Annotated in this window: 27 protein-coding genes; 15 read left to right on the forward strand and 12 right to left on the reverse strand. The window is 63.0% G+C overall.

All coding sequences use genetic code 11. The features are described 5' to 3' along the window. Positions 1–3: 3 nt before the first annotated feature. From lpxK to DBO86_RS07430, 4 genes are read right to left on the reverse strand one after another with little or no spacing between them, the layout of a single operon-like run. Positions 4–1,005 (reverse strand): tetraacyldisaccharide 4'-kinase, encoded by a 1,002-nt coding sequence (lpxK, locus tag DBO86_RS07415; RefSeq protein ID WP_108233367.1) that lies wholly within the window; start codon positions 1,003–1,005, stop codon positions 4–6. 1 nt (position 1,006) lies between these two features. Further along, complete coding sequence (locus DBO86_RS07420; RefSeq protein ID WP_108233368.1) at positions 1,007–1,435, reverse strand: ExbD/TolR family protein; 429 nt, start codon at positions 1,433–1,435, stop codon at positions 1,007–1,009. Beyond that, complete coding sequence (locus DBO86_RS07425; protein ID WP_039964821.1) at positions 1,432–2,064, reverse strand: MotA/TolQ/ExbB proton channel family protein; 633 nt, start codon at positions 2,062–2,064, stop codon at positions 1,432–1,434. The genes DBO86_RS07420 and DBO86_RS07425 overlap by 4 nt, the downstream gene beginning before the upstream one ends. Before the next feature lie 56 nt (positions 2,065–2,120). After that, a complete protein-coding gene (locus DBO86_RS07430) occupies positions 2,121–4,334 on the reverse strand; it encodes a DNA internalization-related competence protein ComEC/Rec2 (RefSeq protein ID WP_108233369.1) in 2,214 nt (737 codons plus the stop codon). 138 nt (positions 4,335–4,472) lie between these two features. Between DBO86_RS07430 and DBO86_RS07435 the strand changes: the two genes are divergently transcribed. Continuing rightward, entirely contained in the window at positions 4,473–5,000 is a 528-nt protein-coding gene (locus DBO86_RS07435) for a DUF2062 domain-containing protein (protein WP_108233370.1), read from the forward strand. Between the two features lie 34 nt (positions 5,001–5,034). Here the strand turns inward: DBO86_RS07435 and DBO86_RS07440 are convergent, their stop codons facing one another. The 3 genes from DBO86_RS07440 to DBO86_RS07450 are packed head-to-tail and all read right to left on the reverse strand — an operon-like array spanning position 5,035 to position 8,232. Next, on the reverse strand, positions 5,035–6,279 hold the full coding sequence (locus tag DBO86_RS07440) for a lipoprotein-releasing ABC transporter permease subunit (RefSeq protein ID WP_003461980.1): 1,245 nt from the start codon (positions 6,277–6,279) through the stop codon (positions 5,035–5,037). After that, positions 6,279–6,980, reverse strand: a complete 702-nt coding sequence (gene lolD / locus DBO86_RS07445; protein ID WP_039964823.1) for a lipoprotein-releasing ABC transporter ATP-binding protein LolD — start codon at positions 6,978–6,980, stop codon at positions 6,279–6,281. Before lolD ends, DBO86_RS07440 begins: the two co-directional genes overlap by 1 nt. 4 nt (positions 6,981–6,984) lie before the next feature. After that, positions 6,985–8,232: a lipoprotein-releasing ABC transporter permease subunit gene (locus DBO86_RS07450; RefSeq protein ID WP_003461982.1), complete on the reverse strand. Its 1,248-nt coding sequence runs from the start codon at positions 8,230–8,232 to the stop codon at positions 6,985–6,987. A 292-nt stretch (positions 8,233–8,524) separates the two neighbouring features. Between DBO86_RS07450 and DBO86_RS07455 the strand changes: the two genes are divergently transcribed. The 9 genes from DBO86_RS07455 (at position 8,525) to DBO86_RS26515 (ending at position 13,818) form a co-directional block, all read left to right on the forward strand. Further along, entirely contained in the window at positions 8,525–9,091 is a 567-nt protein-coding gene (locus DBO86_RS07455) for a PilZ domain-containing protein (RefSeq protein ID WP_003461983.1), read from the forward strand. Between the two features lie 19 nt (positions 9,092–9,110). Next, complete coding sequence (locus DBO86_RS07460) at positions 9,111–9,413, forward strand: phosphodiesterase (RefSeq protein ID WP_074855942.1); 303 nt, start codon at positions 9,111–9,113, stop codon at positions 9,411–9,413. 2 nt (positions 9,414–9,415) lie between these two features. Next, positions 9,416–10,135: a glycerophosphodiester phosphodiesterase gene (locus DBO86_RS07465; protein WP_003461985.1), complete on the forward strand. Its 720-nt coding sequence runs from the start codon at positions 9,416–9,418 to the stop codon at positions 10,133–10,135. 381 nt (positions 10,136–10,516) lie between these two features. Beyond that, positions 10,517–10,834 (forward strand): ElaB/YgaM/YqjD family protein, encoded by a 318-nt coding sequence (locus DBO86_RS07470; protein WP_003461988.1) that lies wholly within the window; start codon positions 10,517–10,519, stop codon positions 10,832–10,834. Between the two features lie 8 nt (positions 10,835–10,842). Continuing rightward, positions 10,843–11,202: a phage holin family protein gene (locus tag DBO86_RS07475; RefSeq protein ID WP_021489776.1), complete on the forward strand. Its 360-nt coding sequence runs from the start codon at positions 10,843–10,845 to the stop codon at positions 11,200–11,202. Next, positions 11,199–11,498, forward strand: a complete 300-nt coding sequence (locus DBO86_RS07480) for a hypothetical protein (protein WP_074855940.1) — start codon at positions 11,199–11,201, stop codon at positions 11,496–11,498. The genes DBO86_RS07475 and DBO86_RS07480 overlap by 4 nt, the downstream gene beginning before the upstream one ends. Before the next feature lie 101 nt (positions 11,499–11,599). Then, positions 11,600–12,763: an EAL domain-containing protein gene (locus DBO86_RS07485; protein ID WP_104730267.1), complete on the forward strand. Its 1,164-nt coding sequence runs from the start codon at positions 11,600–11,602 to the stop codon at positions 12,761–12,763. 155 nt (positions 12,764–12,918) lie between these two features. Then, positions 12,919–13,365 (forward strand): c-type cytochrome domain-containing protein, encoded by a 447-nt coding sequence (locus DBO86_RS26510; RefSeq protein WP_244185523.1) that lies wholly within the window; start codon positions 12,919–12,921, stop codon positions 13,363–13,365. A gap of 270 nt (positions 13,366–13,635) precedes the next feature. After that, entirely contained in the window at positions 13,636–13,818 is a 183-nt protein-coding gene (locus DBO86_RS26515) for a hypothetical protein (protein ID WP_241198158.1), read from the forward strand. Here DBO86_RS26515 and DBO86_RS07495 read toward each other — a convergent pair. Both DBO86_RS07495 and DBO86_RS07500 read right to left on the reverse strand, forming a co-directional pair. Further along, a complete protein-coding gene (locus tag DBO86_RS07495; protein WP_108233371.1) occupies positions 13,804–14,466 on the reverse strand; it encodes an SCO family protein in 663 nt (220 codons plus the stop codon). The two genes, DBO86_RS26515 and DBO86_RS07495, sit on opposite strands and share 15 nt — an antisense overlap. Before the next feature lie 18 nt (positions 14,467–14,484). Then, positions 14,485–14,706, reverse strand: coding sequence for a multicopper oxidase domain-containing protein (locus DBO86_RS07500; RefSeq protein ID WP_255312120.1), 222 nt, complete (start codon positions 14,704–14,706; stop codon positions 14,485–14,487). Between the two features lie 565 nt (positions 14,707–15,271). On the opposite strand from DBO86_RS07500, the gene DBO86_RS07505 reads away from it, so the two are divergent. The 3 genes from DBO86_RS07505 to DBO86_RS07515 all read left to right on the forward strand — a co-directional run bounded on the left by DBO86_RS07505 (position 15,272) and on the right by DBO86_RS07515 (position 20,702). Next, the gene (locus DBO86_RS07505; protein ID WP_108233372.1) at positions 15,272–16,603 is read left to right on the forward strand and encodes a deoxyguanosinetriphosphate triphosphohydrolase; all 1,332 of its coding nucleotides are present in this window, start codon (positions 15,272–15,274) and stop codon (positions 16,601–16,603) included. Positions 16,604–16,615: 12 nt separating this feature from the next. Then, positions 16,616–17,680, forward strand: coding sequence for an FUSC family protein (locus DBO86_RS07510; RefSeq protein WP_108233373.1), 1,065 nt, complete (start codon positions 16,616–16,618; stop codon positions 17,678–17,680). 70 nt (positions 17,681–17,750) lie between these two features. Continuing rightward, the gene (locus DBO86_RS07515) at positions 17,751–20,702 is read left to right on the forward strand and encodes an HD domain-containing phosphohydrolase (RefSeq protein WP_108233374.1); all 2,952 of its coding nucleotides are present in this window, start codon (positions 17,751–17,753) and stop codon (positions 20,700–20,702) included. A gap of 136 nt (positions 20,703–20,838) precedes the next feature. Here DBO86_RS07515 and DBO86_RS07520 read toward each other — a convergent pair whose 3' ends face one another. Then, complete coding sequence (locus DBO86_RS07520) at positions 20,839–21,180, reverse strand: YggL family protein (protein ID WP_045735171.1); 342 nt, start codon at positions 21,178–21,180, stop codon at positions 20,839–20,841. 247 nt (positions 21,181–21,427) lie between these two features. On the opposite strand from DBO86_RS07520, the gene dacB reads away from it, so the two are divergent. Continuing rightward, complete coding sequence (gene dacB / locus DBO86_RS07525) at positions 21,428–22,864, forward strand: D-alanyl-D-alanine carboxypeptidase/D-alanyl-D-alanine endopeptidase (RefSeq protein WP_108233375.1); 1,437 nt, start codon at positions 21,428–21,430, stop codon at positions 22,862–22,864. A 72-nt stretch (positions 22,865–22,936) separates the two neighbouring features. On the opposite strand, the gene rlmKL is transcribed toward dacB, so the two are convergent. Next, entirely contained in the window at positions 22,937–25,117 is a 2,181-nt protein-coding gene (gene rlmKL / locus DBO86_RS07530; protein ID WP_108233376.1) for a bifunctional 23S rRNA (guanine(2069)-N(7))-methyltransferase RlmK/23S rRNA (guanine(2445)-N(2))-methyltransferase RlmL, read from the reverse strand. Between the two features lie 418 nt (positions 25,118–25,535). Between rlmKL and rmf the strand changes: the two genes are divergently transcribed. Continuing rightward, positions 25,536–25,751: a ribosome modulation factor gene (rmf, locus tag DBO86_RS07535; protein ID WP_003244273.1), complete on the forward strand. Its 216-nt coding sequence runs from the start codon at positions 25,536–25,538 to the stop codon at positions 25,749–25,751. Positions 25,752–25,844: 93 nt separating this feature from the next. Here rmf and DBO86_RS07540 read toward each other — a convergent pair whose 3' ends face one another. Beyond that, a complete protein-coding gene (locus tag DBO86_RS07540) occupies positions 25,845–26,867 on the reverse strand; it encodes a quinone-dependent dihydroorotate dehydrogenase (RefSeq protein WP_074855931.1) in 1,023 nt (340 codons plus the stop codon). Between the last annotated feature and the right edge of the window lie 68 nt (positions 26,868–26,935).

Below are 26,935 nucleotides of genomic sequence, written 5' to 3' on the forward strand. Positions count from 1 at the left end.
TCATCAGGACCCCGGTATGAGGCGGGCCAGCTCTCCATCCAGCCAGTCGACGAACGCCGGCGTGGGCGCGGCATCGACGGCCAGGTACCACCAGTCGGCGGCGGCGAAGGCCCGGCATTTCACCGCATCCTTCTCCGTCATCAGCAGCGGCAGCGACGGCTCGAAGCTGAGCAGCGTGGCATCGTACTGGGCATGGTCGGCGAAGGGATGCGGAACCGGCTGCCAGTTTAGCGCTTCGAGGGTATTGAAGAAACGTTGCGGATTACCGATACCGGCCACCGCATGCACCGCCTGACCGGGCGGGAAGTGCTCGAGGCCGACACGCTCACCGCTGGCAACGTTGACCAGCGCGGTTGGCTGCAGGCGAAAGGCGTAGCCCTCGGCACTATCGGCTTCGGCGCCGTTGAACAACACGGCATCCACCTCGGCCAGACGCTCGACTGGCTCGCGCAATGGCCCGGCGGGCAGGCAACGCCCATTGCCCAGACCACGGGCGGCGTCGATCAGTACCAGCTCCAGATCACGCGCCAACCGGTAGTGCTGCAGGCCATCGTCGCAGAGGATCAGGTCAACCGATTCTTCGGCCAGCAGCGCGCGTACGGCGCGGCTGCGATCCGGGTCGATCATCAAGGGCACGCCTGTACGCTGGACGATCAGCAGCGGCTCGTCACCGGCCTGCGTCGCCGCCTGCTCGCCGCGCACGCGCCAGGGCAGACTCGGCGGCGTGGCGCCATAGCCACGGCTGACCACACCGACCTTGAGGCCACGGGCGCGGCAATGTTCGATGAGAAAGAGGATCAGCGGCGTCTTGCCGGTACCGCCTACGGTGATGTTGCCCACCACCAGCACCGGCACTGGGGCGCGATAGATATCACCCTCACCGGCCAGGAAACGCGTGCGCTTGCTCTGCACCACGCGACGGTACAGCCACTCCAGCGGCCGCAGCAGCGTCAGCGCCGGGTGACCGCGGTACCAGGCCGCGAGCAAGCGATCAGCAGCGCTCACTTCAGGGGGCTTCCTGTGCTTTCACCGTGGTGATGCGCAGGTGCGAGAAGCCCAGCTTGCCGGCAGCGTCCATGGCGGTGATCACCGCCTGGTGCGGGGTCTTGCCGTCGGCGCTGATGATTAGCGGCAGGCTGTTGTCGCCGTCGGACTCCTTCTGCAAGGCAGCCATGAGACTGCTCAGGTTGCTTTCCAGCAGTGCCTTGCCATTGAGCGAAAACGCGCCGTCGGCAGCGATCAACACTTCCAACTGTTTCAGCTCGGTCTGCTCGGGCGGCGTGCCGCTGGCGGCCTCCGGTAGGTCGACCTTGAGCTGGGTCTCGCGGGTGAAGGTGGTGGTGACCACGAAGAACAGCAGCAGGATAAATACCACGTCGATCAACGAGGCCAGGTTGATCTCGACGTTCTCCCGCGGTTTGCGCCGGAATTTCACGCCTTGCCCTCACCCAGGTCGACGTCGCGATCACCCTGCACCATTTCCACCAGCTTGATCGCTTCCTGCTCCATGCCGACTACCAGTTCGTCGACACGACGCTGCAGATAGCGGTGGAAGAACAGTGCCGGGATCGCCACCATCAGGCCGGCTGCCGTGGTGATCAGCGCCTTGGCGATACCGCTGGCGAGCATGGAAGCGTTAGCCATGCCCGAGCCCATGAAGGAGCTGAAGATTTCGATCATGCCCAGCACGGTGCCAAGCAGGCCCAGCAGCGGCGCGATGCCGGCAATGGTGCCGAGCGCATTGAGATAACGCTCCAGCTCGTGGATGACGCGCGCGGCAGCCTCCTCGATGCACTCCTTCATGATTTCGCGACCATGCTTGGAGTTGGCCAGGCCGGCAGCGAGTATCTGCCCCAGCGGCGAATGCTCGCGCAGCTCCTTGAGCTTCTGGTTGTTGAGTTTCTTGTCCTTGATCCAGCGCCACACCTGAGCCAGCAAATTGGCCGGGGTGACGCGGGCGGGCCGCAGGGTCCACAGGCGCTCGGCAACGATACCGGCAGCAGCGATGGAACAGAGAATGATCGGCAGCATCATCCAGCCGCCAGCTTTGACCAGTTCCCACACGGTAGAGAATCCCCCTCGAAAAAGTGGCGCCACTCTAGCATAGGGCGCCGCCGTTCTCATTTTTCCCGCCAGAAACGTGGCTCGCTTCGCAACCCTCGCGCCGTACCATGTTGCCCCAGGCGAATATGCAGGGCACCGTGCAACGCCGTGTCATGCACCTCGACACCCGCAGCGCGATAGCGTGCAAGCACCTGCGGGTGAGGATGGCCGAAGGCGTTGTGGCGACTGCGGGTGATCAGCACATGCTGCGCTGCGACGGCATCGATGAACGCCTGGCTGGATGACGTGCGGCTGCCGTGGTGGGGAGCCAGTAGCCACTGCGAGGCCAGGGGCAAGTCAGCCTGCATCAGCGCCCGCTCGGCCTGTACGTCGATATCGCCGGTCAACAGCAGGCGTTCGCCCGCCGCCTCTATCTGTAGCACACAAGACAACTGGTTACCGGAGCCGGCCCGTTGCCACTGCCACAGCCTGAAGGTCACCTCGTTCCATTGCCAGCTCTGCCCTGACGCGCACGCTTCGGCGCCGAGGGCATCGGCCAGCCTTTGCGGCTCACCGCTGACAACCCTCGATACCGGCATCCCGGCCTTGATCGCGGCCGCACCACCGGCATGATCGTTATCGGCATGGCTGAGCAGCAGCAGATCGAGACGTCGCACGTTCAGCGCGCGCAACGAAGGCAGGACAATACGCTCACCGGTATCGAAATCGCCAAAACGCGGCCCGGCATCGTAAAGCAATGCGTGCTCCCGGGTGCGCACCAGCACGGCCAGCCCCTGCCCGACATCCAGCACCCAGATGTCGGCACGCCCGTCGTCCAACTGCGGCGCCGGCAGAAACAATGCCGGCAATAGCAGCGCGATGCCGGGCCAGCGCAAGGGCACACCAGCCGGCAGCAGAAGCAGCAACGCGCCAGCCGCAGCCAATAGCCAGGCCCACAGCGGCAGGTTGCTGGGCAGCCAGGCCGGTAGCCAGGCTGCCATGGCGCCGAGCAGTTCGAACAACAGGTGCAATGCACCACCGGCCAGCCACAACACCCCTTCACCCAACAGCGGAACAGGCAGCAGCAAAGTGCCCAACAACGCCAGAGGCACGACCACCATGCCCACCCAGGGCACAGCAATCAGGTTGGCCAGCGGCCCGCTACTGCTCACCGGCAGACCGAGGATCAACATCATCGGCAACAGGCCGATGGCCATGGTCCACTGCGCGCGCGTCAGACCACGCCACCACCCCCAGAGACCGAGACGACCACCGAATATCAGCACCAGAATCGCCACTGCCGAAAACGACAACCAGAACCCCGGTTGCAAGGACGCCAGTGGTTCCAGCAGCAGAACCACGATCAAGGCCAGCAGCAGCGGCCACCAGGCGCCCAGATGACGGAAACGCATACGCCATAGCAGTACCAGCGCGACCATCACGCAGGCTCGGCGCACCGGCACCTCGAAGCCGGCCAGAAAACCGTAGAGCAAGGCCCCGCTCAGGGCCAGGGCACAAGCACAGGGCAACCAGGGCAGGCGCCTGGGCCAGGCACCGAGCTTCGCCAGCAACGCCACCAGGCCATAGAGAAAACCGGCCAGCAGCGCGATGTGCTGCCCCGAGATAACCATCAGATGCACCGTTCCGGTGTGCTGAAGCAGTCGCCAGTCTGTCGTGCTCAGACCCGAACCATCACCCAGAACCAGCGCCGCAATGGCGCCCTGCCGCTGAAAGGCCGGCACGACCAGCAGTTGCTGACGCAGGCTGTCACGCCAACTGCCCAACCCTGTCGCGAATGACAGGCGCTCACCTGACTTGATCGTACCCGTAGCGCCGATACGCTGCGCCAACAGCCAGGCCTCGTAGTCGAAACGCTGCGGATTGACCGATCCGTGTGGGCGCTTCAGGTTGACCGCCACCCGCCAGCGCTCGCCGCCCTGCACCGGCGGCCCGCCATACCAGGCCAGGCGTAACCTTTGCGGCAGCTCGGCACGTCGGGAGTGCGCGTCTTCGAACTGGAAGCGCACCACGCCATCGGACACCTCCGGCAGACCGACCACGCGGCCCTCCAGCCATAGGGTACGACCATCGAGTTGCGGATCGAGGCGGTCATCCAGTGCCGATTGCGCCGAACTGCACGCCCAGGCCAGACCGAGCAGAAAGAAGCCCAGCGGATAAAGGCGCGATAGCAACAGTGCCAGACCGGCACAGGCTGCAATCAATAACAGCCAGCCTGGCGGCAAAGCCGGCAAAAAACGCAGCGTGAGCAAGCCCAGGGCCAGCGCCAACATCCCTGTTCGCATCCATCCTCCCTGCTCATCGAGCTACGGCGGGCGCGTCCGACGCTCACCTCCGGTCACAATATGGAAACGCCGCTCATGCGCAAAGCATGCATAATACCGGCGCTTTTGCCTGCTCAGAGACTCTTCATGCCGCGTCGCTTATTCAAACGCTACATGCCCGACCCCGACAGCATCAAGACTAACAAGTCCCTGCGTTTTCTCGGCAAGCTGATTCACGATCCCAACCTGTGGCATCTCAATCGCCACTCGGTAGCGCGCGGCATGGCCATCGGACTGTTCTGGGCGATGATCCCAATGCCGATGCAGATGCTGGCCGCCGCCGCCGTGGCCATTCCGCTGCGCGCCAACCTGCCGATCTCCATCGGTCTGGTCTGGCTGACCAACCCCATCACCATGCCGCCTGTTTTCTATTGCACCTACAAACTGGGCGCGTGGATCATGCAGACGCCGCCGGTGCGCATGCCGCAAACCCTGAGTCTGGAATGGATCACGGCCGAGGCGGCAGTGCTGTGGAAACCACTGTACCTGGGCTCCTTCGTCGCGGGAATCATCCTAGCGACACTGGGCTACGTCCTGACCATGCTCTACTGGCGCTGGTGGGTCCAGCGCAGCTGGCGCAAGCGCCAGGAAAAGCGTCACCAACAACGTCACTGAAAAAAAGCCGTCGAAATCGACGGCTTTTTTATGCTTACTCGTAACGTAGCGCTTCGGCTGGCTGTACTTGCGCCGCCCGCCAGGATGGGTAGAGCGTGGCGAGGAAGCTCAGGATCAATGCCGCCGAACAGATCAGCACCACATCCAGCCATTGCAGGTCAGACGGCAGGCTGCTGATGAAGTACACATCGGCACTCATCACCTGCTGCCCGGCGAACGACTCCAGCCAGGCTACCAGCGCACTGACATTGAGCGCCGCCAGGACGCCGAGTACAGTACCGATCAGCGTGCCGACCAGACCGATCACCGAGCCCTGCACCATGAAAATCGCCATGATCTGCCGTGGCGTTGCGCCCAGCGTACGCAGGATGGCGATATCGCCGCCCTTGTCGGCGACCACCATGATCAGGGTGGCGATGATGTTGAATGCCGCGACGGCAACGATCAGCAGCAGCAGCAGCCCGATCATGGTCTTTTCCATCTTCATCGCACTGAACAGGCTGCCCTGGGTGTGGGTCCAGTCGTCGGCACGGTAATCGGCGCCCAGCTGTGCCAGCAGCGCCTTGGACACCTGCGGCGCCTGATACAGGTCCTTCAGCGCCAGGCGGATGCCCGGCACGGTGCCCTCCGGCAGGCGCTGCATCGCTGCCGCATCGGCGACGTTGATCAGCGCCAGTGAGCTGTCCAGCTCGGCACCGACCTTGAATACCGCTGCCACATTCAGCCGCTGCATGCGCGGGGTGACGCCGCCGGGCGCATTGCTCAGCTCGGGAATGATCAGCGTCAGCTTATCGCCTACCTGCAGGCCAAAACGACGCGCGGTGATGTCACCGATCACCACGCCGAACTCACCCGGCTGCAGATTGTTCAGACTGCCCTGACGGATGTGCTCGGGCAGGATCGATACCTTGCCCTCCTCCACTGGGTCGATGCCGTGGATCTGGATCGGCTGCATCAGCCCGCGATGCGAGAGCATGCCCTCCAGCTCGGCATAAGGCGCCGCGGCCTGTACCTGCGGATTGGCCATGGCCTTGTCCGCCAGGGCGCGCCAGTCGGCGACCGGCTCGGCGCCGTAGAGCATGGCGTGCGGCACCATGCCGAGAATGCGCGAGCTCATTTCCTTCTGGAAGCCGTTCATTACCGACAGCACCACGATCATCGCCAGCACACCAAGCGCCAGGCCGATCATCGAAGTCAGCGAAATAAAGGAGATGAAATGGTTGCGGCGCTTGGCCCGTGTGTAGCGAGCGCCGATAAAGATACTCAGCGGACGAAACATCAGAGGGTCACCAGCTTGCCGTCCTGCAGGCTGAGCACGCGATCCATCTGGCGGGCCAGCTGCATGTCGTGGGTCACCACCAGGAACGCGGTGTTGGAGTCGCGGCTGAGTTCGCGCATCAGCTCCTGAATGCCTTCAGCGGTGTGCTGGTCGAGGTTACCGGTGGGCTCATCGAGCAGCACCAGCCCTGGGCGGTTGACCAGGGCACGGGCAATGGCCACGCGCTGACGCTCACCACCGGACAGTTCGGACGGTTTGTGATTGAGACGATGCCCAAGCCCGACTCGCTCGAGCAGCTTGGTGGCACGGTCACGCGCTTCGCTGATCGACGTCTTGCCGATCAGCAGCGGCATGCAGGCATTTTCCAGCGCGGTAAATTCGGCCAGCAGGTGGTGAAACTGGTAGACGAAGCCCAGCGCGCGGTTGCGCAGCAGACCTCGTGCGGTCTCGCTCAGCGCCGAGAGTTGCTCGCCGGCCAGCCACACGCTGCCTTCGCTGGGCGTATCCAGGCCACCAAGCATGTTCAACAGGGTGCTCTTGCCGGAACCGGAGCTGCCGACGATGGCCACACGTTCACCGGGGAAGAGTTCCAGCTCGAGGCCATCGAGCACCACCACCGACTCGGGACCCTCGTCGTAACGCTTGCTCAGGTTGCGACAACTGAGCACGGCATTGTGCTGTTTCATGGCGTTCTGGTTCATGGACTCACTCATAGCGCAGGGCCTCGGCCGGCTGGGTACGCGCAGCACGCCAGGCTGGATACAGGGTGGCGAAGAAGCTCAGCAGCAACGCCGCGGTACAGACCATCACCACGTCGGCGCTCTGCAGTTGCGAGGGCAGGTAATCGATGAAGTAGACATCGGCATTGAGAAACTTGATGCCCAGCAGACGCTCGATGCCGGCGATCAGGCTGCTGACGTTGAGCGCTGCGAGAATCCCCAGCACGGCGCCGATCAAGGTGCCGACCACACCGATCACCGTGCCCTGTACCATGAAGATGGCCATGATCTGCCGCGGCGTGGCGCCGAGGGTGCGCAGGATGGCGATGTCGCCCTTCTTGTCGGTCACCACCATCACCAGGGTGGAAATGATATTGAACGCGGCCACCGCGACGATCAGCAGCAGGAGCAGACCGATCATGGTCTTCTCCATGCGAATGGCCTGGTAAAGGTTGCCGTGGGTACGGGTCCAGTCGCGGGCATAGAAATCGCCGTCGAGGGTCTGGGCGATCTCCCAGGCGCTGCGCGGCGCCTGGAACAGGTCATCGAACTTCAGGCGCAGGCCCTGCACCTGATCCGGCTTCCAGCGCTGCAGGCGCGCCAGGTCACTGATGTTGGCCAGAGCCAGTGCACCATCGATCTCGCCAGCACCGACGTGGAAGATGCCGGTCACGGTAAAGCGCTTCAGACGCGGGAACATGCCGGCGGGGGTCACGGTGACCTCGGGCGCGACAAAGGTGACCTTGTCACCCAGCTTCAGGCCCAGCTTGGCCGCCGCCTTGTCGCCGATGACCATGGCGAAATCACCTGGCTGCAGGCTGTCGAGACTGCCCTGCTGGAAGAAACCGTCGATGATCGACACCTTGCGTTCCTGCTCAGGATCGATGGCATTGATCAGCACCTTCTGCACCTTGCCGTCGTGTGTCAGCAGGCCCTGCATCTGAGTGAAGGGTGCCAGCGCCTCGACGCGCGGATGGCGCTCGACCTGTCGCGCCAATGCCGGCCAGTCGCTGACCGGGGTCGGCGATTCGACCGTGGCGTGAGGAATCATCCCCAGCACCCGAGTGCGCATTTCATGGTCGAAACCATTCATCACCGACAGCACCAGGATCATTACCATCACCCCGAGGGTGAGGCCGAGCATGGACGTCAGGGAAATGAAGGAGACGAAGTGGTTGCGACGCTTGGCCCGCGTGTAGCGCGTACCGATGAATACGAACAGAGGTCTGAACATGTCGGAGAGATTCGGGAAAAGAAAAAACGTCCTTGTGGCAGGGCCAGGTCAGCAGCCTTACACTCAGAAGCAACTCAAAGCCTGCTGCGTATCGGGCATGCTGCGTTAAAGACACTTGGAAAGTCGCTTATGACCAGCGCGCTTCAGTGTGGCCCCGAAGGGGCGAGCGAAGCGAGCAATGCTCGTTTACCATTCGTAACCGAGGCTTGTTCGACGACACTTGCCTGGCACGCATCCAGTTCGCGAGACTTTCAACAGGGTCTTCGACCACCACCGCTTTCATGGGTTCGCCATGTCGACTAACGATGTAGATGATCGCCGCGAATACTATCGTATCGACGATACGATCGCACTGGAATTCAGCCTGCTGTCGGGGGCCGAGGCCCATGCCAGCGACGCGCTCCACGATCCATCGCCGCTGTTCAACCTGCTCAGCGACCTGCACCTGATGGACTTCGAATCCCAGCATCTGCTGCGCCATATCACTGAGCGCGACCGTACCCTGGCCAACTACCTGAAGGTGATCAACAAACGCATCGACCTGCTCGGCCAGGCTGTGGCGCAAAGCCTGCTACGGGACATCGGTGCACCGCGCCAGGTATCGCTGTCCGAAGGCGGTATCAGCTTCAATAACGCCCAGCCCGTGGCGCCGGGCAGCCATCTGGCGATCAAGATGGTGCTTATGCCACAAGCACTCGGCCTCCTGCTGCGTGGTCAGGTGGTGCACTGCAGCCAACGCGCGGACGGCCAATTCGAGATCGGCACCGAGTTCGAAGCGTTGACCGACGCACAGCGCCAGTTACTGGCTCGGCATATCCTGCAGAAGCAGGCTCTGGAGCGTCGCCAAGCCCGCGAATGACACTCGCCAAGGAACCGCCATGTATCGTCTCGCACTGCTCCTCACCCTACTCGCCCCTACTGCTCTGTTGGCCGACACCCTGACCATTCCCCTGGGCAGCCAGGGTGCCGATCTCGACGCCAGCAACCTGCCGCATAGAGGCCAGTCCAAGCGTGCGGTACTGGAGCGTTTCGGCCTGCCCGATGAAGAGCACAAGCCCGTCGGCCAGCCGCCGATCACACGCTGGGACTACCGCGATTTCAGCGTCTATTTCGAATACGATCACGTGATCAACAGCGTGCGCCATCACCAGCCACGTCACCTCGACACCGCCAAGGAGTAACAGTGACTCTCATCTACGGCCATCGCGGCGCCAAGGGCGAAGCCCCGGAAAATACCCTGGCCAGTTTCCAGCGCTGCCTGGAACACGGCGTCGACCGCTGCGAGCTGGATCTGCATCTGTCGCGCGACGGCGAACTGATGGTGATCCACGACCCGACGCTCAAGCGCACCACCGGTCTGCGCGGCAAGGTGGTCGAACACGACGCCGCCGAGCTGATCAAATACGATGCACGCAAGGGCGGCCCAGGCTGGGTGCGCCCCTGCCCCATTCCGCGCTTGGAAGAATTGTTCCAGCAGTGCAAGTTCGAGCATTGGCAGCTGGAGGTGAAAAGCGCCTCGAAAGTGCGCGCCGCGCGCACCGTGCTGGCCATCTCGGAGCTGGTCGAGCGCTTCGGCCTGCGTGAGCAGATCACCATCACCTCCAGCTCGCGGGAGGTACTCAAGGCCGCGCGCGAACTGACCCCGCAGTTGCAGCTCGGTCTGGTTGCCGAGTACGCCTGGCTCGACCCACTGAAAGTAGCGGCGCATTACGACTGCCACCTGCTGGCGCTGAACTGGACGCTGTGCACCCCGGAGCGCCTGCTCAAGGCGCAGAAGCAAGGACTGCACGTGTCGGTATGGACGGTCAACGAGCCGGCGCTGATGCGCCGCCTGGCCGACTTCGGTGTCGACAGCATCATCACCGACTTCCCCGGCATCGCGGTGCAGACGCTGCGCGGCTGAGCCTTAGCGCCCTCCCCCCCGGCCCCTCTCCCGCAAGCGGGAGAGGCGAGCAAGCCAGAACAGCCCGGGCTACGAACACAATGCAGCCAGCACATGCAGCGCGCCCTCGAAAAGTGCCGTTTGGCGGCCCCAAAATGGCGCCACCAAAGATCGACTGATCGATGCTTATTTCTTGTTAATCAAATGGCTATGCGCGAAATTGACCATCCTGAGCCGCATCGAGAAGGCCCCATCACAGGGCATTTCGCGACCTTCGCGCACCAGCAAAATGCAATCGCTATACCAAACACCAAACCGGTCACTTCACGACTATTCTTGCGGAACCCTCACGCTGCATAGCACTCGTAAACAGTACATACCCAACGCAGAGGACTCCTCACCATGCCACGCAAAGCCGCTACTCCAAGCACCAAGGACGCCCTGCTGGATGAATTCCAGGCTCTGGTCAGCGACACCGAGAAGCTCCTGCAACATTCCGCCAGCCTGGCTGGTGAACAGGCCGAAGCGCTGCGCGATGACATTCGCAGCAGTCTTGACCGTGCCCGTGACACCTTGCACAAAGCCGAGTCCGGCCTGCGCGAACAGGGCAAGATCGCCGTCGACGCCACCGAGGATTACGTGCACAAACACCCGTGGCAGGCGCTCGGCCTGTCGGCCGCTATCGGCCTGGTGCTCGGCCTGCTGATCAGCCGCCGTTGACAGCGCCCATGTCCAACGGCCCCTCGCCACGGCGCCTGGGAGCAGCCCTGCTGGGCCTGCTCCAGGGCCACGTGGCGCTGCTGGCCCATGAACTCGAAGACCAACGCGACCAGGCACTGCGTGCGCTGCTCCTTGGCGGTCTGTGCCTGGCCTTCGCCCTGCTCCTGCTGATAGGTCTGTCCGCTCTGCTGCTGATCGTCTACTGGGATACGCACCGCCTGGCAGTCGCCACCGGCCTGTGCCTGTTCTACGGCTTCGGTCTGCTCGGCTGCGGCGCCTGGCTGCTGACCAGTCTGCGCAACGCCGAGCCGCCGTTCAGCGCCAGCCTTGAAGAACTGCAACGTGACCGCGAGCAACTGCTGCCATGACGCCGACCCTGCCTCCAGGCGCCTCGCGCCGTGAACTTCGTAAAGCCGTGCTGCGCATGCGCCTGGAAATGCATCGCCAGGAACTGCGGCATGAAATCCTGCAGATCACTCATCCACTGCAACAGGTACGCGAGTACGGGCAGCGGCTGCGCCAGGGCAATGCACCCTTTTTGCTCACTGGCGGCGCATTGACACTGGCCGGACTGCTCGGCGGTAAACGCGGTTGGCGTCGCTGGTTGCGCCTGGCATTGATCATTGCGCCACTACTTCGGCGTCGGCAAAGCGGCATCGACTGAAACGCTGATTGATCTAGACCTGGGCTGGCCGCGATCTTGCTAGGTTGAGCCACTCTGCCACCATCTGGTGGCTCAACCGCTGAGCGCTAAGGAAATCCCAGGTGATCGACGGACTGCCTTTTGCCGTCTTCCAACCCTTTATCGACACCGCCACCGGCCGAATCGCAGGCGTCGAGGCCTTGGCGCGACTACGCGATGCCGAGGGCCAGGTGCGCTCGGCCGGGCCGCTGTTCGCCGACCCGAAAACACCGCCAGCAGCCCTGCGCCGCCTCGACCGCCAGGTACGCGAGGATGCCCTGCAGCGCGTCCACCAGGCTCCGGCGGACTGGTTCCTGAGCCTGAACATTTCACCACGCTGGATCAGCCGCCTGCGCCCGGCACAGCCACTGCCCAGCCTGATTCAACTGCAGCGCAGCGGTATCGACCCTGCGCGCATCGTCTTCGAGATCACCGAGCTGGGCGGTGCCAGCCAGCGCTTACCCGACGTGGTGGCGCGCTACCGCGACGCTGGCGCGCGCATCGCTATCGACGATTTCGGCGCTGGCTATTCGCAGCTCGACCGCGTGCTGGCACTGCAACCGGACATCCTCAAGCTGGACATGCGCCTGTTCAAGGAAGCCGCTCGCGGCGGCCCTAGCGGCGAAGTGGTCAAGGCGCTGGCCCAGATGGCCGAAAAGACCGGTTGCTGGATCATCGCCGAAGGGGTGGAAACCGAAGCCGAGTTGAACTTCGCCCTGGAGTGCGGCGCCCGTTACGTCCAGGGGTTCCTGTTCGCCAGGCCGGAGGAGGAACTGTTCGCCAGCGACGCCTTCGTCGGCCGTTTCGCGCGCCTGCGTGACAGCTATGTACAGCAGAAACTCGCCGAGCGCGCGCGCCTGGTCAGCCTGCGCCAGCAACTGGCCGAATTGATGTCCGAACTCCGCTTCTGGGCCGAAAGCGGCGCCCCGGCAACGAGCCTTGAGGCGCCGGACAACTATCCCTGGCTGTTGCGCATCTATCAGTGCGACCGCCACGGCACCCAGCTCACACCCAACCTGCAGTGGCGCCAGAACATCTGGCAGGCCGATGAACGCTACCTTGGGCATAACTGGTCATGGCGTCCCTACTTCTATCAACTGCTGGCCGAAGGCTGGGAAGAGCGGCGCCTGACGCTCTCCACCACCTACCGCGACGCCACCACCAACCAGTACTGCCTGACCGCCGGGCAGTTCATCGACAATGGTCGTCGCCTACTGCTGGTGGACATCGACGCCGCCGGTTTCTGAGTACGCAGCTAGGCTTAGCAACAGGCTATCGGACTTCTCTCGGCACAGTCGAACAAGGCGCGCCTCGAGCCAGACGCACCTCGGATACATCCGTGCCCACAGAAGCCTCGCGCCGAACGGCTGAATGATCTGCCCCAGTCTTCGAGGCTGCGCTTATGCTCTGGCTAGCCCTGCGCCTGCTCACCCTACTGCTGCTCAGCGCCAGTGTGCTGGCCGCCGCATCCCCGACCTACCACGACGACATCGCTCCGCTACTGGCCAACCGCTGCCTGGTTTGCCACAGCGGCGCGCAGGCCCCGCTGGGCCTGCGCCTGGACAGCCTGGAAAATCTGTTGCGCGGCAGCCAGCGCGGGCCGGTGGTCCACGCTGGCGATGCTGCCGGCAGCGCGCTGCTGCGCCGCCTGACGGGCAGCAGCCAACCGCGCATGCCGCTGAGCGGCCCGCCATTTCTCGAAGCCGCCGAGATCGCCATGGTCGAACGCTGGATAAACGCCGACCTGCCAGCAGGCAACGAAAGCATGACCCGGCCTGCCGCCGCCGTCCCAAGCCTCGACGAGGTGGTCGACTACCGACACGTCGAAGCTATCCTGCTGCGCCGCTGAGCTACCTGCCATTCCGCCAGCGGCTTGATGGGCGCGGTTCCCGAGGGTTATCTACTGTCATCCTACGCAGCGACCGCTGGCCAGCGGCGAGCGCGCCCGCGTGGTGCCCGGCAACCCTGTAGCCAGCGAGCTGGTGCGGCGTATTCGCGGCCAGGCGCGACCGCGCATGCCGTACGACGGCCCTGCCCTATCTCACCGATGCGGAAATCGATCTGATCGTGGCCTGGATCGAACAAGGCGCACGCTGCCGGGCAGCCAGCAACCGTGCCGGTGGACGCCCGAGTACGTCTGCATGGCCGCCTGGATGATGCCGGCAGGCTGGACGGTCTGGCGCTACTGATCGACGCGCGCACGCGCCTGGACGATGCGCCGCACCCCGGCGCCTACGTGCAGGTACGCGGCCGCCTCGATGCCGGCGGCCGTGTGCAAGTAGAACGTCTACGCCTGCGCTAACTGCTCGGCAGGTGCGTCACTCGGGCGATAGGCGGTGTGCACCACCTTGCTGTCGACATGATTGATGGTGGGCAGTATCTGCGCGGCATCAGTCAGCGACGGCGCCATGGTCCAGCGGTCCAGTGCGTCGTTGCCGATGCGCAGCATGCCGGTATGACTCAGATCGTTGAGGGCCACCACCGGGTCGACGTCATAGAAACCCAGGGCGCGGCGCAGTTGTTCGATATCGGCGCGCGCGCCGGTGAGAAACTGCCAGCCGGGACCGATATGATGACGCTCGACGTACTCGCGCAAACGCTCGGGACTGTCCAGCTCCGGCTGCAGCGTCAGCGAATACAGGTGCACATCGCGCCCGGCGCGCTCGCCGAGCATCTCCTGCACCAGACGCAGGTTGGCGGTGGTAGCCGGACAACTGTTACTCCACTGGGCATACATCATATTGATCGCCACCACCTTGCCACGCACCAGGTCGTCGTAGAAGCGCACTTCACGCCCCTCGTGGGTCAGCAGCGGGACATTGGGAAAGCGTGTACCGCCCACCCCGGCCAGCGGCGCAGCCGGTTGCTGCACGCTGCTGCCCGAGCGCCAGGCGGCCCAGCCGAACACAGCGACGCCCAGCTCTGCCAGTACCTTTCTTCGCGTATTCATGGCAAACCACCGGCTGGCTCAGACGATGTCAAAACGCAGCATCATGGCGTGGTCTTCGTGGATCAGGTTGTGGCAGTGCATCACGTACTTGCCCTTGTAGTCGCGAAACCGTATCAGCACGCGAAGGACAGTACGATCAGTGATATTGAATACGTCCTTGCGTCCCTTCTCATGCGCAGCAATCGCCACATTCCTGCCATCGGTGGTCTTGCTCAGCAGACAGCCCTCCTCGAAATGGATATGGACGGGGTGATCCTAGCCGTCATCCACGCTGTACAGCTCCCATGCGTTAACCCGCACACGGACGATATACGCACGTCGTCTGAAAAACGGTCGACTCGACTGAGGCCTCCAGGCCGAGACAACTACCAACGACCAGACAGCCCATAGGGCCAGCACGCCAGAGCGAGACGACTCGGCTCCAGCAAGGTCGGTGCACGGGAAATAGGTAGATGAACAATGAAGGCGTGGCAGCTGCGCCTCGCTGATACGGGGTGCATGGTCCGGCACAATGGCAAGCTGTCCATGACGTTCACCCCAGCAACCTCTACTGCCGGTATGCGAAGCCCTCTCCTTCACCACACTCCGTCAAATAACAAGCAACCACAGGTGTCACTTAAACTCGCCAATCGCAAACAGTCAAATACATGTCACTTTCTTACAAACAAGTCCAATATAATCGTTAAGCATATGCAGAAAAGACAATTTATTGACTACCCATTAATCATCATCCTTGCCTCGGGTTGCGCTGCGTTGCGCGAACGCCGAAGCTAGGAGGCCTGGATCAACTTGGCGAGGATAGGCCTTGGATTGGCACACCCTGCTCACCCGCGAACGTCTCGGTAAACCTGCACCCAGCTCTGCAGAACTGGGACGCAGTCCTTTCCACAAGGACCATGACCGCATCATCTTCTCCGGTGCCTTCCGCCGCCTGGGACGCAAGACCCAGGTGCACCCGGTGTCGAGCAACGACCACATCCACACCCGCCTGACCCACTCCCTGGAAGTCAGCTGCGTCGGCCGTTCGCTGGCCATGCGCGTCGGCGAAATGTTGCGTGACGACCTACCCCACTGGTGCACGCCAAGCGACCTGGGCATGGTGGTGCAGTCCGCCTGCCTGGCCCACGACATAGGCAACCCGCCGTTCGGCCACTCCGGCGAAGACGCCATTCGCCACTGGTTTCAGCAGGCCGCCGGACGCGGCTGGCTGGATGCGATGAGCGATGCCGAACGCGCCGATTTTCTCAATTTCGAAGGTAACGCCCAGGGTTTTCGCGTGCTCACCCAGCTGGAGTACCACCAGTTCGACGGCGGTACACGGCTGACCTACGCCACCCTCGGCACCTACCTCAAGTACCCCTGGACGGCCCGCCATGCGGACGCACAGGGCTACAAGAAACACAAGTTCGGCTGCTACCAGAGCGAGCTGCCGCTACTCGAACAGATCGCCGCCAAGCTTGAACTGCCGCAACTGGAAACGCAGCGCTGGGCGCGTCACCCGCTGGTCTACCTGATGGAAGCGGCGGACGACATCTGCTACGGCCTGATCGACCTGGAAGACGGCGTGGAGATGGAACTGCTCGACTACACCGAAGTGGAGGCATTGCTGCTCGACCTGGTGGGCGATGATCTGCCGGAAACCTATCGCCAGCTCGGCCCCAAGGACTCACGCCGACGCAAGCTGGCGATCCTGCGCGGCAAGGCCATCGAACACCTGACCAACGCCGCGGCCGGCGCCTCCGTCGAGCAACAGCACGCCCTGCTGGGTGGTGGCCTGCAGGGCGATCTGGTCGAGCACATGCACGGCGCGGCCAAGCACTGCGTGCAGAGCGCGAAGTCACTGGCACGCGAGAAGATCTTCCACGACAAGCGCAAGACGCTGCATGAAATCGGCGCCTACACCACGCTGGAAATTCTTCTCAACGCCTTCTGCGGTGCAGCACTGGAGCTGCACAGTGGGCGTGCGCTCTCGTTCAAGCACCGGCGCATCCTCGACCTGCTCAGCTACTACGCGCCTGAACCCGGCTGGCCCCTGTATCGCTCGTTCATGCGGGTGATCGATTTCATCGCCGGCATGACGGACAGCTACGCTACGGAAATGGCGAGGGAAATGACGGGCCGTTCGAGCCCGATCTGACGAAAACAGCGCATGAAGAACCTGATTCGCAACAGTTTCACCTGGCATGCCGGCCCGCCGGCCTGGGGGCCGGCCGTGGTCGCCGGGCTGGGTTGTGCCTTGCCGCTGGTGCTCGGCCTGTTCACCGCTCACAGTGGTTTTCTCTGGGCCTCGGCTGGCGCCTTTCAGGCCGCTCAGGCCAATCCGCTGCACCGCTTCGGCATGCTGCGCATGCTGCTGCTCACCGGCCTCGGTGCCTGCAGCGCCGGCCTCGGTTTCTGGGCGGCTAGTCACCCCCTGCTCAGCCTGGGCATTTTCGCTGCTTTCGGCCTGCTGCTGGCCTGGCTGCAACGCTTCGGTAGCGAAGCCGGCAAGCTGGGTATCGGCCTGAGCATCTGCCTGTGCCTTGGCCAGGGACAGTTCGGCATCGGCAATCTGCACAACCCCTACGCAGTGGCCACGCTGTTCATCCTCGGCGGGCTCTGGGTCATGCTGCTGGCCTTCGGCCTGCGCGGCCTGCATGGTCTGCGCATGTGGCCGTACATGCCGCGCTTTCTCGCCATTCTCAAAGTACTCAAGCGTCACGCGCAGCGCCTACCGCGCCAACAGTGGCGCCTGCACGCCCTGGCCTGCATGCTGGCTTTCGCCGCCTCGGGGCTGATCGTCAACCTGGCCGGCCTGTCGCGGGGTTACTGGCTGACGCTGACCGTCATCACCACGCTACAGTTGGAATTCCAGGGCAGCCTGGTTCGAGCGCTGCAAGCGAGCCTGGCCAGCCTCGCTGCCGCCGGCCTGCTGATCGTCTTCGGTCACAGCCTGCAAAGCCCCCCGACGATGGTCATCACCTTGCTGGTGCTGGTGATTCTCAGCCGTGCGCTGCAGGCCAATCACTACGGCTTGTTCGTGCTGCAGACCAGCCTGTGCTTCGTGCTCCTGGCCGAGAGCCTTGCTCAGGACTGGCACCTGGCGGAGGTGCGCCTGCTCAACGCGCTGATCGGCGTGGCCTTGAGCCTGACCGTGGCGCTTCTGGTTCATGGCTTGCGCCTGCGACTGAACAAGCCGAGCAAAGCCGCGGACAATTCTCGGCAGCCTTTATAACTTTTCGGCAGATTCGCCCACTCTTCACTATGCTGTTCAAGCCTGCAGCGCCCGCAAGGAGTGAAGTGCGATGCTCAATACCGCCGCTCCCAGAGAACGCCGTTTCCCCCTGCACGTTCATATCAGTGTCCTGTTCACGCTTCTGCTGCTGTTCACCGGTGCCGTGCTCGGGTTGTTCAATTACCAGCAGACCAGCCGGCTGATCTTCTCCAGCAGTTCGACACTCTTCGAGCGCATCCAGCACGACGTACAGAGAGATCTGGACAATACCTACCGCCCCATACGCCACCTGCTCAGCCTGCTGGCGCTGCACCCGGCCACCGAGGCCGACACGCTCGATGAACGCCTGGAAATGCTGCCGCTGTTCGTTCAGGCCCTGCGCGACAACCCCAAACTGGCCTCGATCTATCTTGGCTATGAGGATGGCGACTTCTTCATGGTCAGACCGTTGCGCAGCGACATGCTCAAGCAGCGCCTCAACGCGCCGAACAAAGCGGCTTATCAGGTCTGGGCCATCGACCGCAGCAGCGCCGGGACCGACAGCGATTACCTGTTCTATGACGGCTCACTGAACCCGCTCAGCCGCCGGCAGAAACTCAGCGAGCCTTACGATCCCAGGCAGCGCGACTGGTTCAAGCGCGCGCGCGGCGATGGTGGACAGATCACCACCGCGCCCTATCTGTTCTTCTCCACCCAGGAAATCGGCACCACATTGGCCAGGCGCAGCGGCCTGACCACCGTGATCGGCGCCGACCTGACGCTCGACGATCTCTCGGCCACCTTGGCCAGCCACCGCGTCACCCCCAACAGTCAGGTAGTACTCGCCGACAACGACGGCAATGCCGTGGCCTACCCCGAGAGCAACCGCCTGCTCAAGGAGATCGACGGCAAGGTATCGCTGGTCAAGGTCCGCGAGCTCAATCCGGCCCTGGGCGAATTGCTGTCCGGCCAACTGAACGAACGAGACGAGGGCATCGTCGAACTGGCCAAGCAGCGTTGGGCCATGGCTCACCGGCACATTCAGGAGGGCGGCCCACAGGGGTTGCATCTGGCCCTGCTGGTGCCCGAGCAAGAGCTGCTGGCAGAGGCTTATCGCATCCGCTGGCAGGGCGCGCTGATCACTCTCACCACCCTGCTGCTGTGCCTGCCGCTGGGCTGGCTGACTTCACGTCTGGTGGTCAAACCGCTGCGTAGCCTGGTGCAGGAGGCGCAGGCCATCCGCCGCTTCGACTTCGCCTACCCGGCCAGCGGGCGCTCGCCGATTCTCGAAGTCGACCAGCTAGCAGTGTCGATGAGCAGCATGAAGGACACTCTGTCGAGCTTCCTCGACATCGCCGCCAGCCTGTCTGCGGAAACCCAGTTCGAAGCACTGATCAAACGCGTGATGGACGCTACCGTCTCCATCAGCGCGGCCCAGGGCGGCCTGCTTTATCTGCTGGACAATGACAGCGGCCGCCTGGAGCCACAGGGGTTGGTCATCGACGGCCAGATCCGCAGCCTCGCCGATCTGGGCATCCACGGACTGGCTCATGACGATCCGACCTTACCCAGCTGGCTGCAACGTCCAGCCAGCGGCGGCGACAGCGTCGCCACCTCCATCGGCTTCGATCAGGCGGGTAAATTTCAAGGGCTGCTGTCGGCCATGGACAGTCCACGCCTGCACCTGATTGCAGCCGGCCTGCATAACCGCCAGGGCGACACTGTTGGCGTGCTGGTACTGTTGCAACGCGATACCGGCGAAGATAACGAAAGCATGCTCAGCCCGGATCGCGTCGCCTTCGTCGACGCCGTCTCAGGCAGTGCAGCCCTGTGCATCGAGAGCCAGCGTCTGCTAGCCAGGCAGAAGCAGTTGCTCGATGCTTTCATTCAACTGATCGCCGGCGCCATCGACGCCAAGAGTCCCTATACCGGCGGCCACTGTCAGCGCGTACCGGAAATCACCCTGATGCTCGCCCGTGCTGCGGCCGAGAGCGACGCCCCTGAGTTTCGTGACTACAACCCCAGCGACGAGGAGTGGGAGGCGCTGCATATCGCCGCCTGGCTGCACGATTGCGGCAAGGTCACCACCCCCGAGTACGTGGTGGACAAGGCGACCAAGCTGGAAACCCTGTACGACCGCATCCACGAAATACGCATGCGCTTCGAGGTACTCAAGCGCGATGCCTGGGTCGCCTATTGGCGTGGTCGTGCCGAAGGTGCTGAAGAAAGCGCACTGGCGGCTCTGCGCGACCAGCTGCTGAGCGATCTGGACGACGAATTCGCCTTCATCGCGCGCATCAATCTGGGTGGCGAGGCCATGGCCGATGACGACCAGACTCGCCTCAAGCAGATCGCCGAGCGACGCTGGCTACGCACACTGGACAATCGCCTGGGCGTTTCCTGGGAGGAAGCCAGGCGCCTGGAACACTCGGCCCCCAGCAGCCTGCCGGTGGAGGAGCCGCTGCTCGCTGACCGCCTCGACCATCTGATCGAGCGCGCCGACCAGGAGGTGATCGCGCCAGACAATCGCTGGGGCTTCAAGCTGGAAGTGCCGCAATACAAATTCAACCGTGGCGAACTGCACAACCTGAGCATCGCCCGCGGCACGCTGACGGCCGAAGAGCGCTACATCATCAACCACCATATCGTGCAGACCATCCTGATGCTCGACCGCCTGCCCTTCCCCAAGCATCTGCAGAATGTCACCGAGATCGCCGGCGGGCACCACGAGAAGATGGACGGCACGGGCTATCCCAAACGCCTGACGCGCGAACAGATGAGCCTGCCGGCACGCATGATGGCAGTCGCCGATATCTTCGAAGCACTGACGGCGGTGGATCGCCCCTACAAGAAAGGCAAGACGCTGTCGGAGGCACTGAACATCATGGCCGGCATGTGCAAGGGTGCGCACATCGACCCGCAGCTGTTCGCTCTGTTCATTCGCGCAGGCATCTACCGGCGCTACGCCGAGCGTTTCATGCAGGCCGAACAGATCGATCAGGTGGACGAACAGATGGTCTTGGAAAAGGCAGGAGTGCTGTAGGAGCGAGCTCTGCTCGCGAAACGTTGATCAACGCTTCGACTCGAGAGCAGAGCCGCTCCTGCAGTCAGGTATCAGGCCATGGCCTGGATCAGCCAAAAGCTGAGGCGGCGCCTGGGAACCCGGCGCCGAGTAGCGATCAAGCCTGGTTGATCGGGTTTTCCGGGTACCAGACGTCCTGCAACGGGCTGAGTTCGAACTTCTCCAGTTCGTCACGGCCTTTCAGCCAGGCCTCGACGGCAGCACGCTGCTCCTCGTTGACCGAGCCACGCTTGGCCAGGCAGACCAGACCGAAGTCTTCGCCACCGACGTAATCCAGACCATTGCCGGCGATGGCCTGATCGAGGAACTGATCGACGAAATCGTCGAGGGTCTGGTCGCTCAAGTCGGCCTTGAAGTTCAGGGTCAGCTCGAAGCCCAGCTCCTGGAATTCATCGACACAGAGCTTCTTGCGCAGACGGCGGGAACGGTTGGTCGCCATGAAACAATCCTCAAAGGTAATAACGCGCGGCACTCTAGCAGTTTCGCAGGCATAGCGCCTGCTTTGTGTCGCCCAGCAGCCCCTCGAACATGTTGAACGCCAGCTGTTTGCAGTGACTGTTTTTAACCCGGCGGGGCCGACTGCGAGCAGAATCTTGCGGCATAATGCCGGCAACTTTTCCCCGAGTCGGACTGTCGTTTGTCTGTCTCCCACGTCACTCCCGCCTGACTGCGGAAGGTTCCTGTCGATGATTCAGCGGTTTCGTCAACTGGCGCTGAGCGCCCTGCTTCTCCCCCTCGCCCTGTCCTGCCACGCTGCCAGCGCCGCACTCCCTGCCAAGGTCGAGCAGGCGCTGAAGGCCAACAAGATTTCCAACAACTCGCTGTCGGTGATGACCGTGCCTCTGGGCGGGCAGGCTGGCGGCCTGCAGTTCAATGCCGATATCTCGGTCAACCCGGCCTCCACCATGAAGCTGGTGACCACCTACGCCGCCCTGGAATTGCTGGGGCCCAACCATCAATGGAAGACCGAGTTCTATGCCGATGGCCCGCTGAAGGATGGTGTGCTGCATGGCAACCTCTACCTCAAGGGTGGCGGCGACCCGAAACTGAACATGGAGAAACTCTGGCTGCTGCTGCGCGACCTGCGCATCAACGGGGTGCGCCAGGTTCAGGGCGACCTGGTACTCGATCGCAGCTTCTTCGTGGCCCCGCAGTTGCCGGCGTTCAATGATGACGGTGGCGATGCCAACAAACCCTTCCTGGTCAAACCCGACTCCCTGCTGGTCAACCTCAAGGCGCAGCGTTTCATCACCCGCGCCGAAGGCGGCAAGGTGCATATCGCCATGGACCCGCCAATCGCCACAGTCCGTATCGACAATCAGGTTCGCGTGCTCAAGGCTGCAACCTGCCCGGCATGGCCTGACATTCGCTACAACGCGGTGGAGCAGTACGACGGCACGACCCTGATCGTCAGCGGCCAACTGGCTGAAGGCTGCAGTGCGCAGACCTACCTGTCGCTGCTCGACCATCCCAGCTACGCCGCCGGCGCGGTACGCGGTATCTGGCAGGAGCTGGGCGGCAAGATTCTTGGCAAGGACCGTCTGGGCCCTGTTCCGGAAAAAGCCCGCATGCTGGTGCGCGCCTTCTCCCCGGACGTAGTGGAGATCGTCCGCGACATCAACAAGTACAGCAACAACACCATGGCTCGGCAGCTGTTTCTCAGCATCGGCGCACAGTTCCGTACGGAAGCCGACAAGGATGACGCTATGGCCGCGCAGCGTGTCATTCGCAGTTGGCTGGCCCGCAAGGGCATCACGGCGCCGCATCTGGTGATGGAGAATGGCTCCGGCCTGTCGCGCGCCGAACGCATCAGCGCACGGGAAATGGCGCTGATCCTTCAGGCGGCCTGGCGCAGCCCTTACGCTGCCGAGTTCCGCAGCTCGATGCCACTGGTGGCAATGGACGGCACCATGCGCCGGCGCCTGCAGCGCACGCCGCTGGTGGGTGAGGCGCACATCAAGACCGGCACCCTGAACAACGTGCGCGCCATTGCCGGCTACAGCCGCGACAGCAACGGCCAGGACTGGGCTGTGGTGGCCATCCTCAACGACCCAAAACCCTGGGGCGCCACCTCGATCCTCGATCAGGTGCTGCTGGAAACCTACAAGCAGCCCAAGCGCTGACGATTTTTGTAGCCCGGACACAATCCGGGGGTTTTCATGAACCAGACCCCGGATTGTATCCTAGCGATGTAATCAGCGGGCGGTGAAACGCCAGGCGCGGTGGATCTTCGGGTTGCGGGCGAAGTCCGGGTCCAGCGTCTGCGCACTGATCTCTTCGACCTGGTAGCGCGCCAGCAGGCTTTCATCCAACTGGAACTTGCGGAAGTTGTTGGAGAAATACAGCACACCGCCACGGGCCAGGCGCGCCATGGCCAGGTCGAGCAACTCGACGTGGTCACGCTGCACATCGAACACGCCTTCCATGCGCTTGGAGTTGGAGAAAGTCGGCGGGTCGATGAAGATCAGCTCGTACTCACCGCGATCCTCTGCCAGCCAGGTCATCACGTCGCCCTGCTCCAGACGGTGCTTGTCGGAAAAACCGTTGAGCGCGAGATTACGCCGCGCCCAGTCCAGGTAAGTTTTCGACAGATCCACGCTGGTGGTGCTGCGCGCACCACCCTTGGCCGCATGCACGGTAGCCGTCGCGGTGTAACAGAACAGGTTGAGGAAGCGCTTGCCAGCGGCCTCGCGCTGTAGACGCAGGCGCAACGGACGGTGATCGAGGAACAGCCCGGTATCCAGATAGTCGGTGAGGTTGACCAGCAGCTTGACCCCGCCTTCATTCACCTCCATGAACTCGCCCTGCGCGGCCTGACGCTGATACTGCTTGGTACCGGTCTGGCGCTCACGGCGCTTGATCACCACGCGACTCTGCGCCACGCCCAGCGCCTGTGGGATTGCGGCCAAGGCATCGAGCAGCCGCGCCTGGGCCTTGTCCGGGTCGACCGAACGTGGCGCGGCATATTCCTGTACGTGCACCCAGTCGCGGTACAGATCGACCGCCACGGCATACTCGGGCATATCGGCATCGTACAGGCGGTAGCATTCGACCCCCTCACGACGCGCCCATTTGCCCAGTTGCTTGAGGTTCTTCTGCAGGCGGTTGGCGAACATCTGCCCGCCTTCGGACAGGCGCGCCTGTTGCGGCGCCTCGTTCGCTGACGGCTGATCGTCCTCGCGCGCACGCCGTTCGGCGGTGACGAACTGCTCGGTCTGCACCTTGATCAGCAACAACTTGCACGGCAGTGCGCCGTTCCAGAAGGCATATTGCTTGTGACTGCGCAGGCCCATGCGCTTGCCCAATTCGGGCGCGCCGGTGAATACCGCTGCCTCCCAACCCAAGCAGGCCTGACGCAGGCGCTCGCCGAGGTTCTGGTAGAGGTACAGCAAGCTGGCTTCGTCGCCCAGGCGCTCGCCGTAGGGCGGATTGCTGATCACCAGACCTTTCTGATTCTGATCCGGGCGCGGCTCGAAACTGCCCAGTTCGCCCTGATAGATCTTCACCCAGTCGGACAATCCGGCGCGCTCGACGTTGTTGCGCCCAGGCTGGATAAGCCGCGGATCGGCTTCGTAACCACGAATCCACAACGGCGGCTTGGCCAGACCCGCTGCCGCGCGCTGCTCGGCTTCGGCGTGCAGCTTCTTCCAGATTGCCGGCACGTGGCCGAGCCAGTTGGAGAAGCCCCAGCGCTCACGTTTGAGATTGGGGGCGATATCGGCTGCCATCAACGCCGCCTCCACCAGGAAGGTGCCCACACCGCACATCGGGTCAGCCAGGGCGCCACCCTCAGCGGCAATGCGCGGCCAACCGGCACGGATCAACACCGCCGCAGCCAGGTTCTCCTTCAGCGGCGCAGCACCCTGCTGCAGGCGATAACCGCGCTGATGCAGGCTATGACCGGAAAGGTCCAGAGAAAGCACCGCCTCACCGCGGTCCAGGCGCAGATGCACGCGCAGGTTCGGGTTGAGCTTGTCGATGCTGGGCCGCTCGCCGCCCGCGGTACGCAACCGGTCGACAATCGCGTCCTTGACCTTGAGCGCGCCGAAGTGGGTGTTGTCGATGCCCGAACCATTGCCACTGAACTCCACCGCCAGGCTGCCGGACGACTCCAGATGGTCGCGCCAGTCTACTGCCTGCACGCCGTCATAAAGCTCGTCGGCGTTGTTCATGGCAAAGCGCGACAGCACCAGCAGCACGCGGTTGGCCAGGCGCGACCACAGGCACAGGCGATAGGCCACTTCGATCTCGGCATGGCCACGTACTGCAGCAGTCTGCTCGCGCACCTCCTCCAGGCCCAGCGCCTTGGCCTCTTCCAGCAACAGGCCTTCAAGCCCTTTGGGGCAGGTCAGTACGATTTCGTAACGTTCAGACATGGATGTTCCACTGCCTATGGCAATCAGGGAGGTACAGCGATGCACCTCGACTCAAAATAAGTGACAAAAAGTCACAGCGCGACCCTTCGTCGGAATATGTAAGCACTCTCATTTGCAGTATCAAAATGACGGTATCGGCTCGCATAGCCAGATACGACGGCGTCTGGCTGAAAGGTGCTGGACGTATCTCCAGCGCCCTTATGGCCTCACCTGCATTTAGGTTACGCCCTTATGACAAATCGATCATTCACAGGCCTCGGTGCATTCGTTAGAACACTACCTAGAGCTTTCGCTGCAACGGCGAAGGCGCAGAAAGTTCGCCACGCCGGCAGTGGACTTTCGTTGGCAGATAGAACGTCTGCCCGGCCTTGCCACAAGGCCAACGGGACATAACAGTCAACAGTGAGGGCAACACCCTATGAGAAGACTTAAGCGTGATCCGTTAGAAAGAGCTTTTTTGCGCGGTTATCAGTACGGCATCAATGGTAAATCCCGCGAACTCTGCCCCTTTACCCTACCTTCGGTTCGTCAGGCCTGGCTCAATGGCTGGCGTGAGGGCCGTGGTGACAACTGGGATGGGCTGACCGGTACGGCCGGTATTCATCGACTCAACGAACTTCACGCTGTCGGCTGATCAGGATCACACCCGACTTCACCATGCCGACCCCCTCCGGGCGGCGGGCGCAAGCCCAGGGGCTCCTTCGGGAGCCCTATTCATTTAAGCGGCTTATTTACGTAGCGCGGCAATCGCATCAACCGCCTCGCGAATCAGCGCCGGCCCCTTGTAGATGAATCCCGAATAAATCTGCACCAGGCTCGCCCCGGCCGCGATCTTCTCTGCTGCATGCTTGCCCTCGGTAATACCGCCGACCGCGATGATCGGCAAACGACCTGACAGTTCACCCGCCAGCACCTTGACGATATGCGTACTCTTGTCGCGTACCGGCGCGCCCGACAAGCCGCCGGCCTCATCCCCATGGGCCAGACCTTCGACACCTTCGCGACTGAGCGTGGTATTGGTGGCGATCACCGCATCCATATCTGCGCCCAGCAGCGCTGATGCCACCAGCGCGGTTTCTTCGTCACTCATGTCCGGGGCGATCTTGATCGCCAGCGGTACGCGCTTACCGTGCTCCTGAGCCAGATCCTCCTGACGACGACGCAGCGCCTCGAGCAACTCCTTCAGCGAATCGCCGAACTGCAGACTGCGCAGCCCCGGCGTATTAGGTGAGCTGACGTTGACCGTAACGTAGCTGGCATGGGCATACACCTTGTCCAGGCAGACCAGGTAATCGTCCACCGCCCGCTCGACTGGCGTATCGAAGTTCTTGCCGATATTGATACCCAGCACACCCTTGAACTTAGCTGCCTTGACCCGCTCGAGCAGGCGATCGACACCATGGTTGTTGAAACCCATGCGGTTGATCACCGCCTCGGCCTCCGGCAGACGAAACAGTCGCGGCTTGGGGTTGCCCGGCTGCGGACGCGGGGTAACGGTGCCGATCTCGACGAAACCGAAGCCGAGCTGGGCGAAACCATCGATAGCATCGCCGTTCTTGTCCAGCCCTGCCGCCAGACCGACCGGATTGGCGAACTGCAAACCCATCACGTTTACTGGCAGGCTGGTCGGCGCCTTGGTCAGCAAGCCATTGAGCCCCAGCCGGCCACCTGCACCGATCAGATCGATGGACAGCTCATGAGAGGTTTCCGGGGACAGTTTGAACAGCAGCTCGCGGGCCAGGGAGTACATGATCAGGCTCAGCTCGACAGGTAGGGGGTTGGCAGCCGGCGATTATAGCCGCGCAGGCGTCGTCGGCG

This window comes from Ectopseudomonas oleovorans (assembly GCF_003052605.1).
GTDB classification, from domain to species: Bacteria; Pseudomonadota; Gammaproteobacteria; order Pseudomonadales; family Pseudomonadaceae; genus Aquipseudomonas; species Aquipseudomonas oleovorans_A.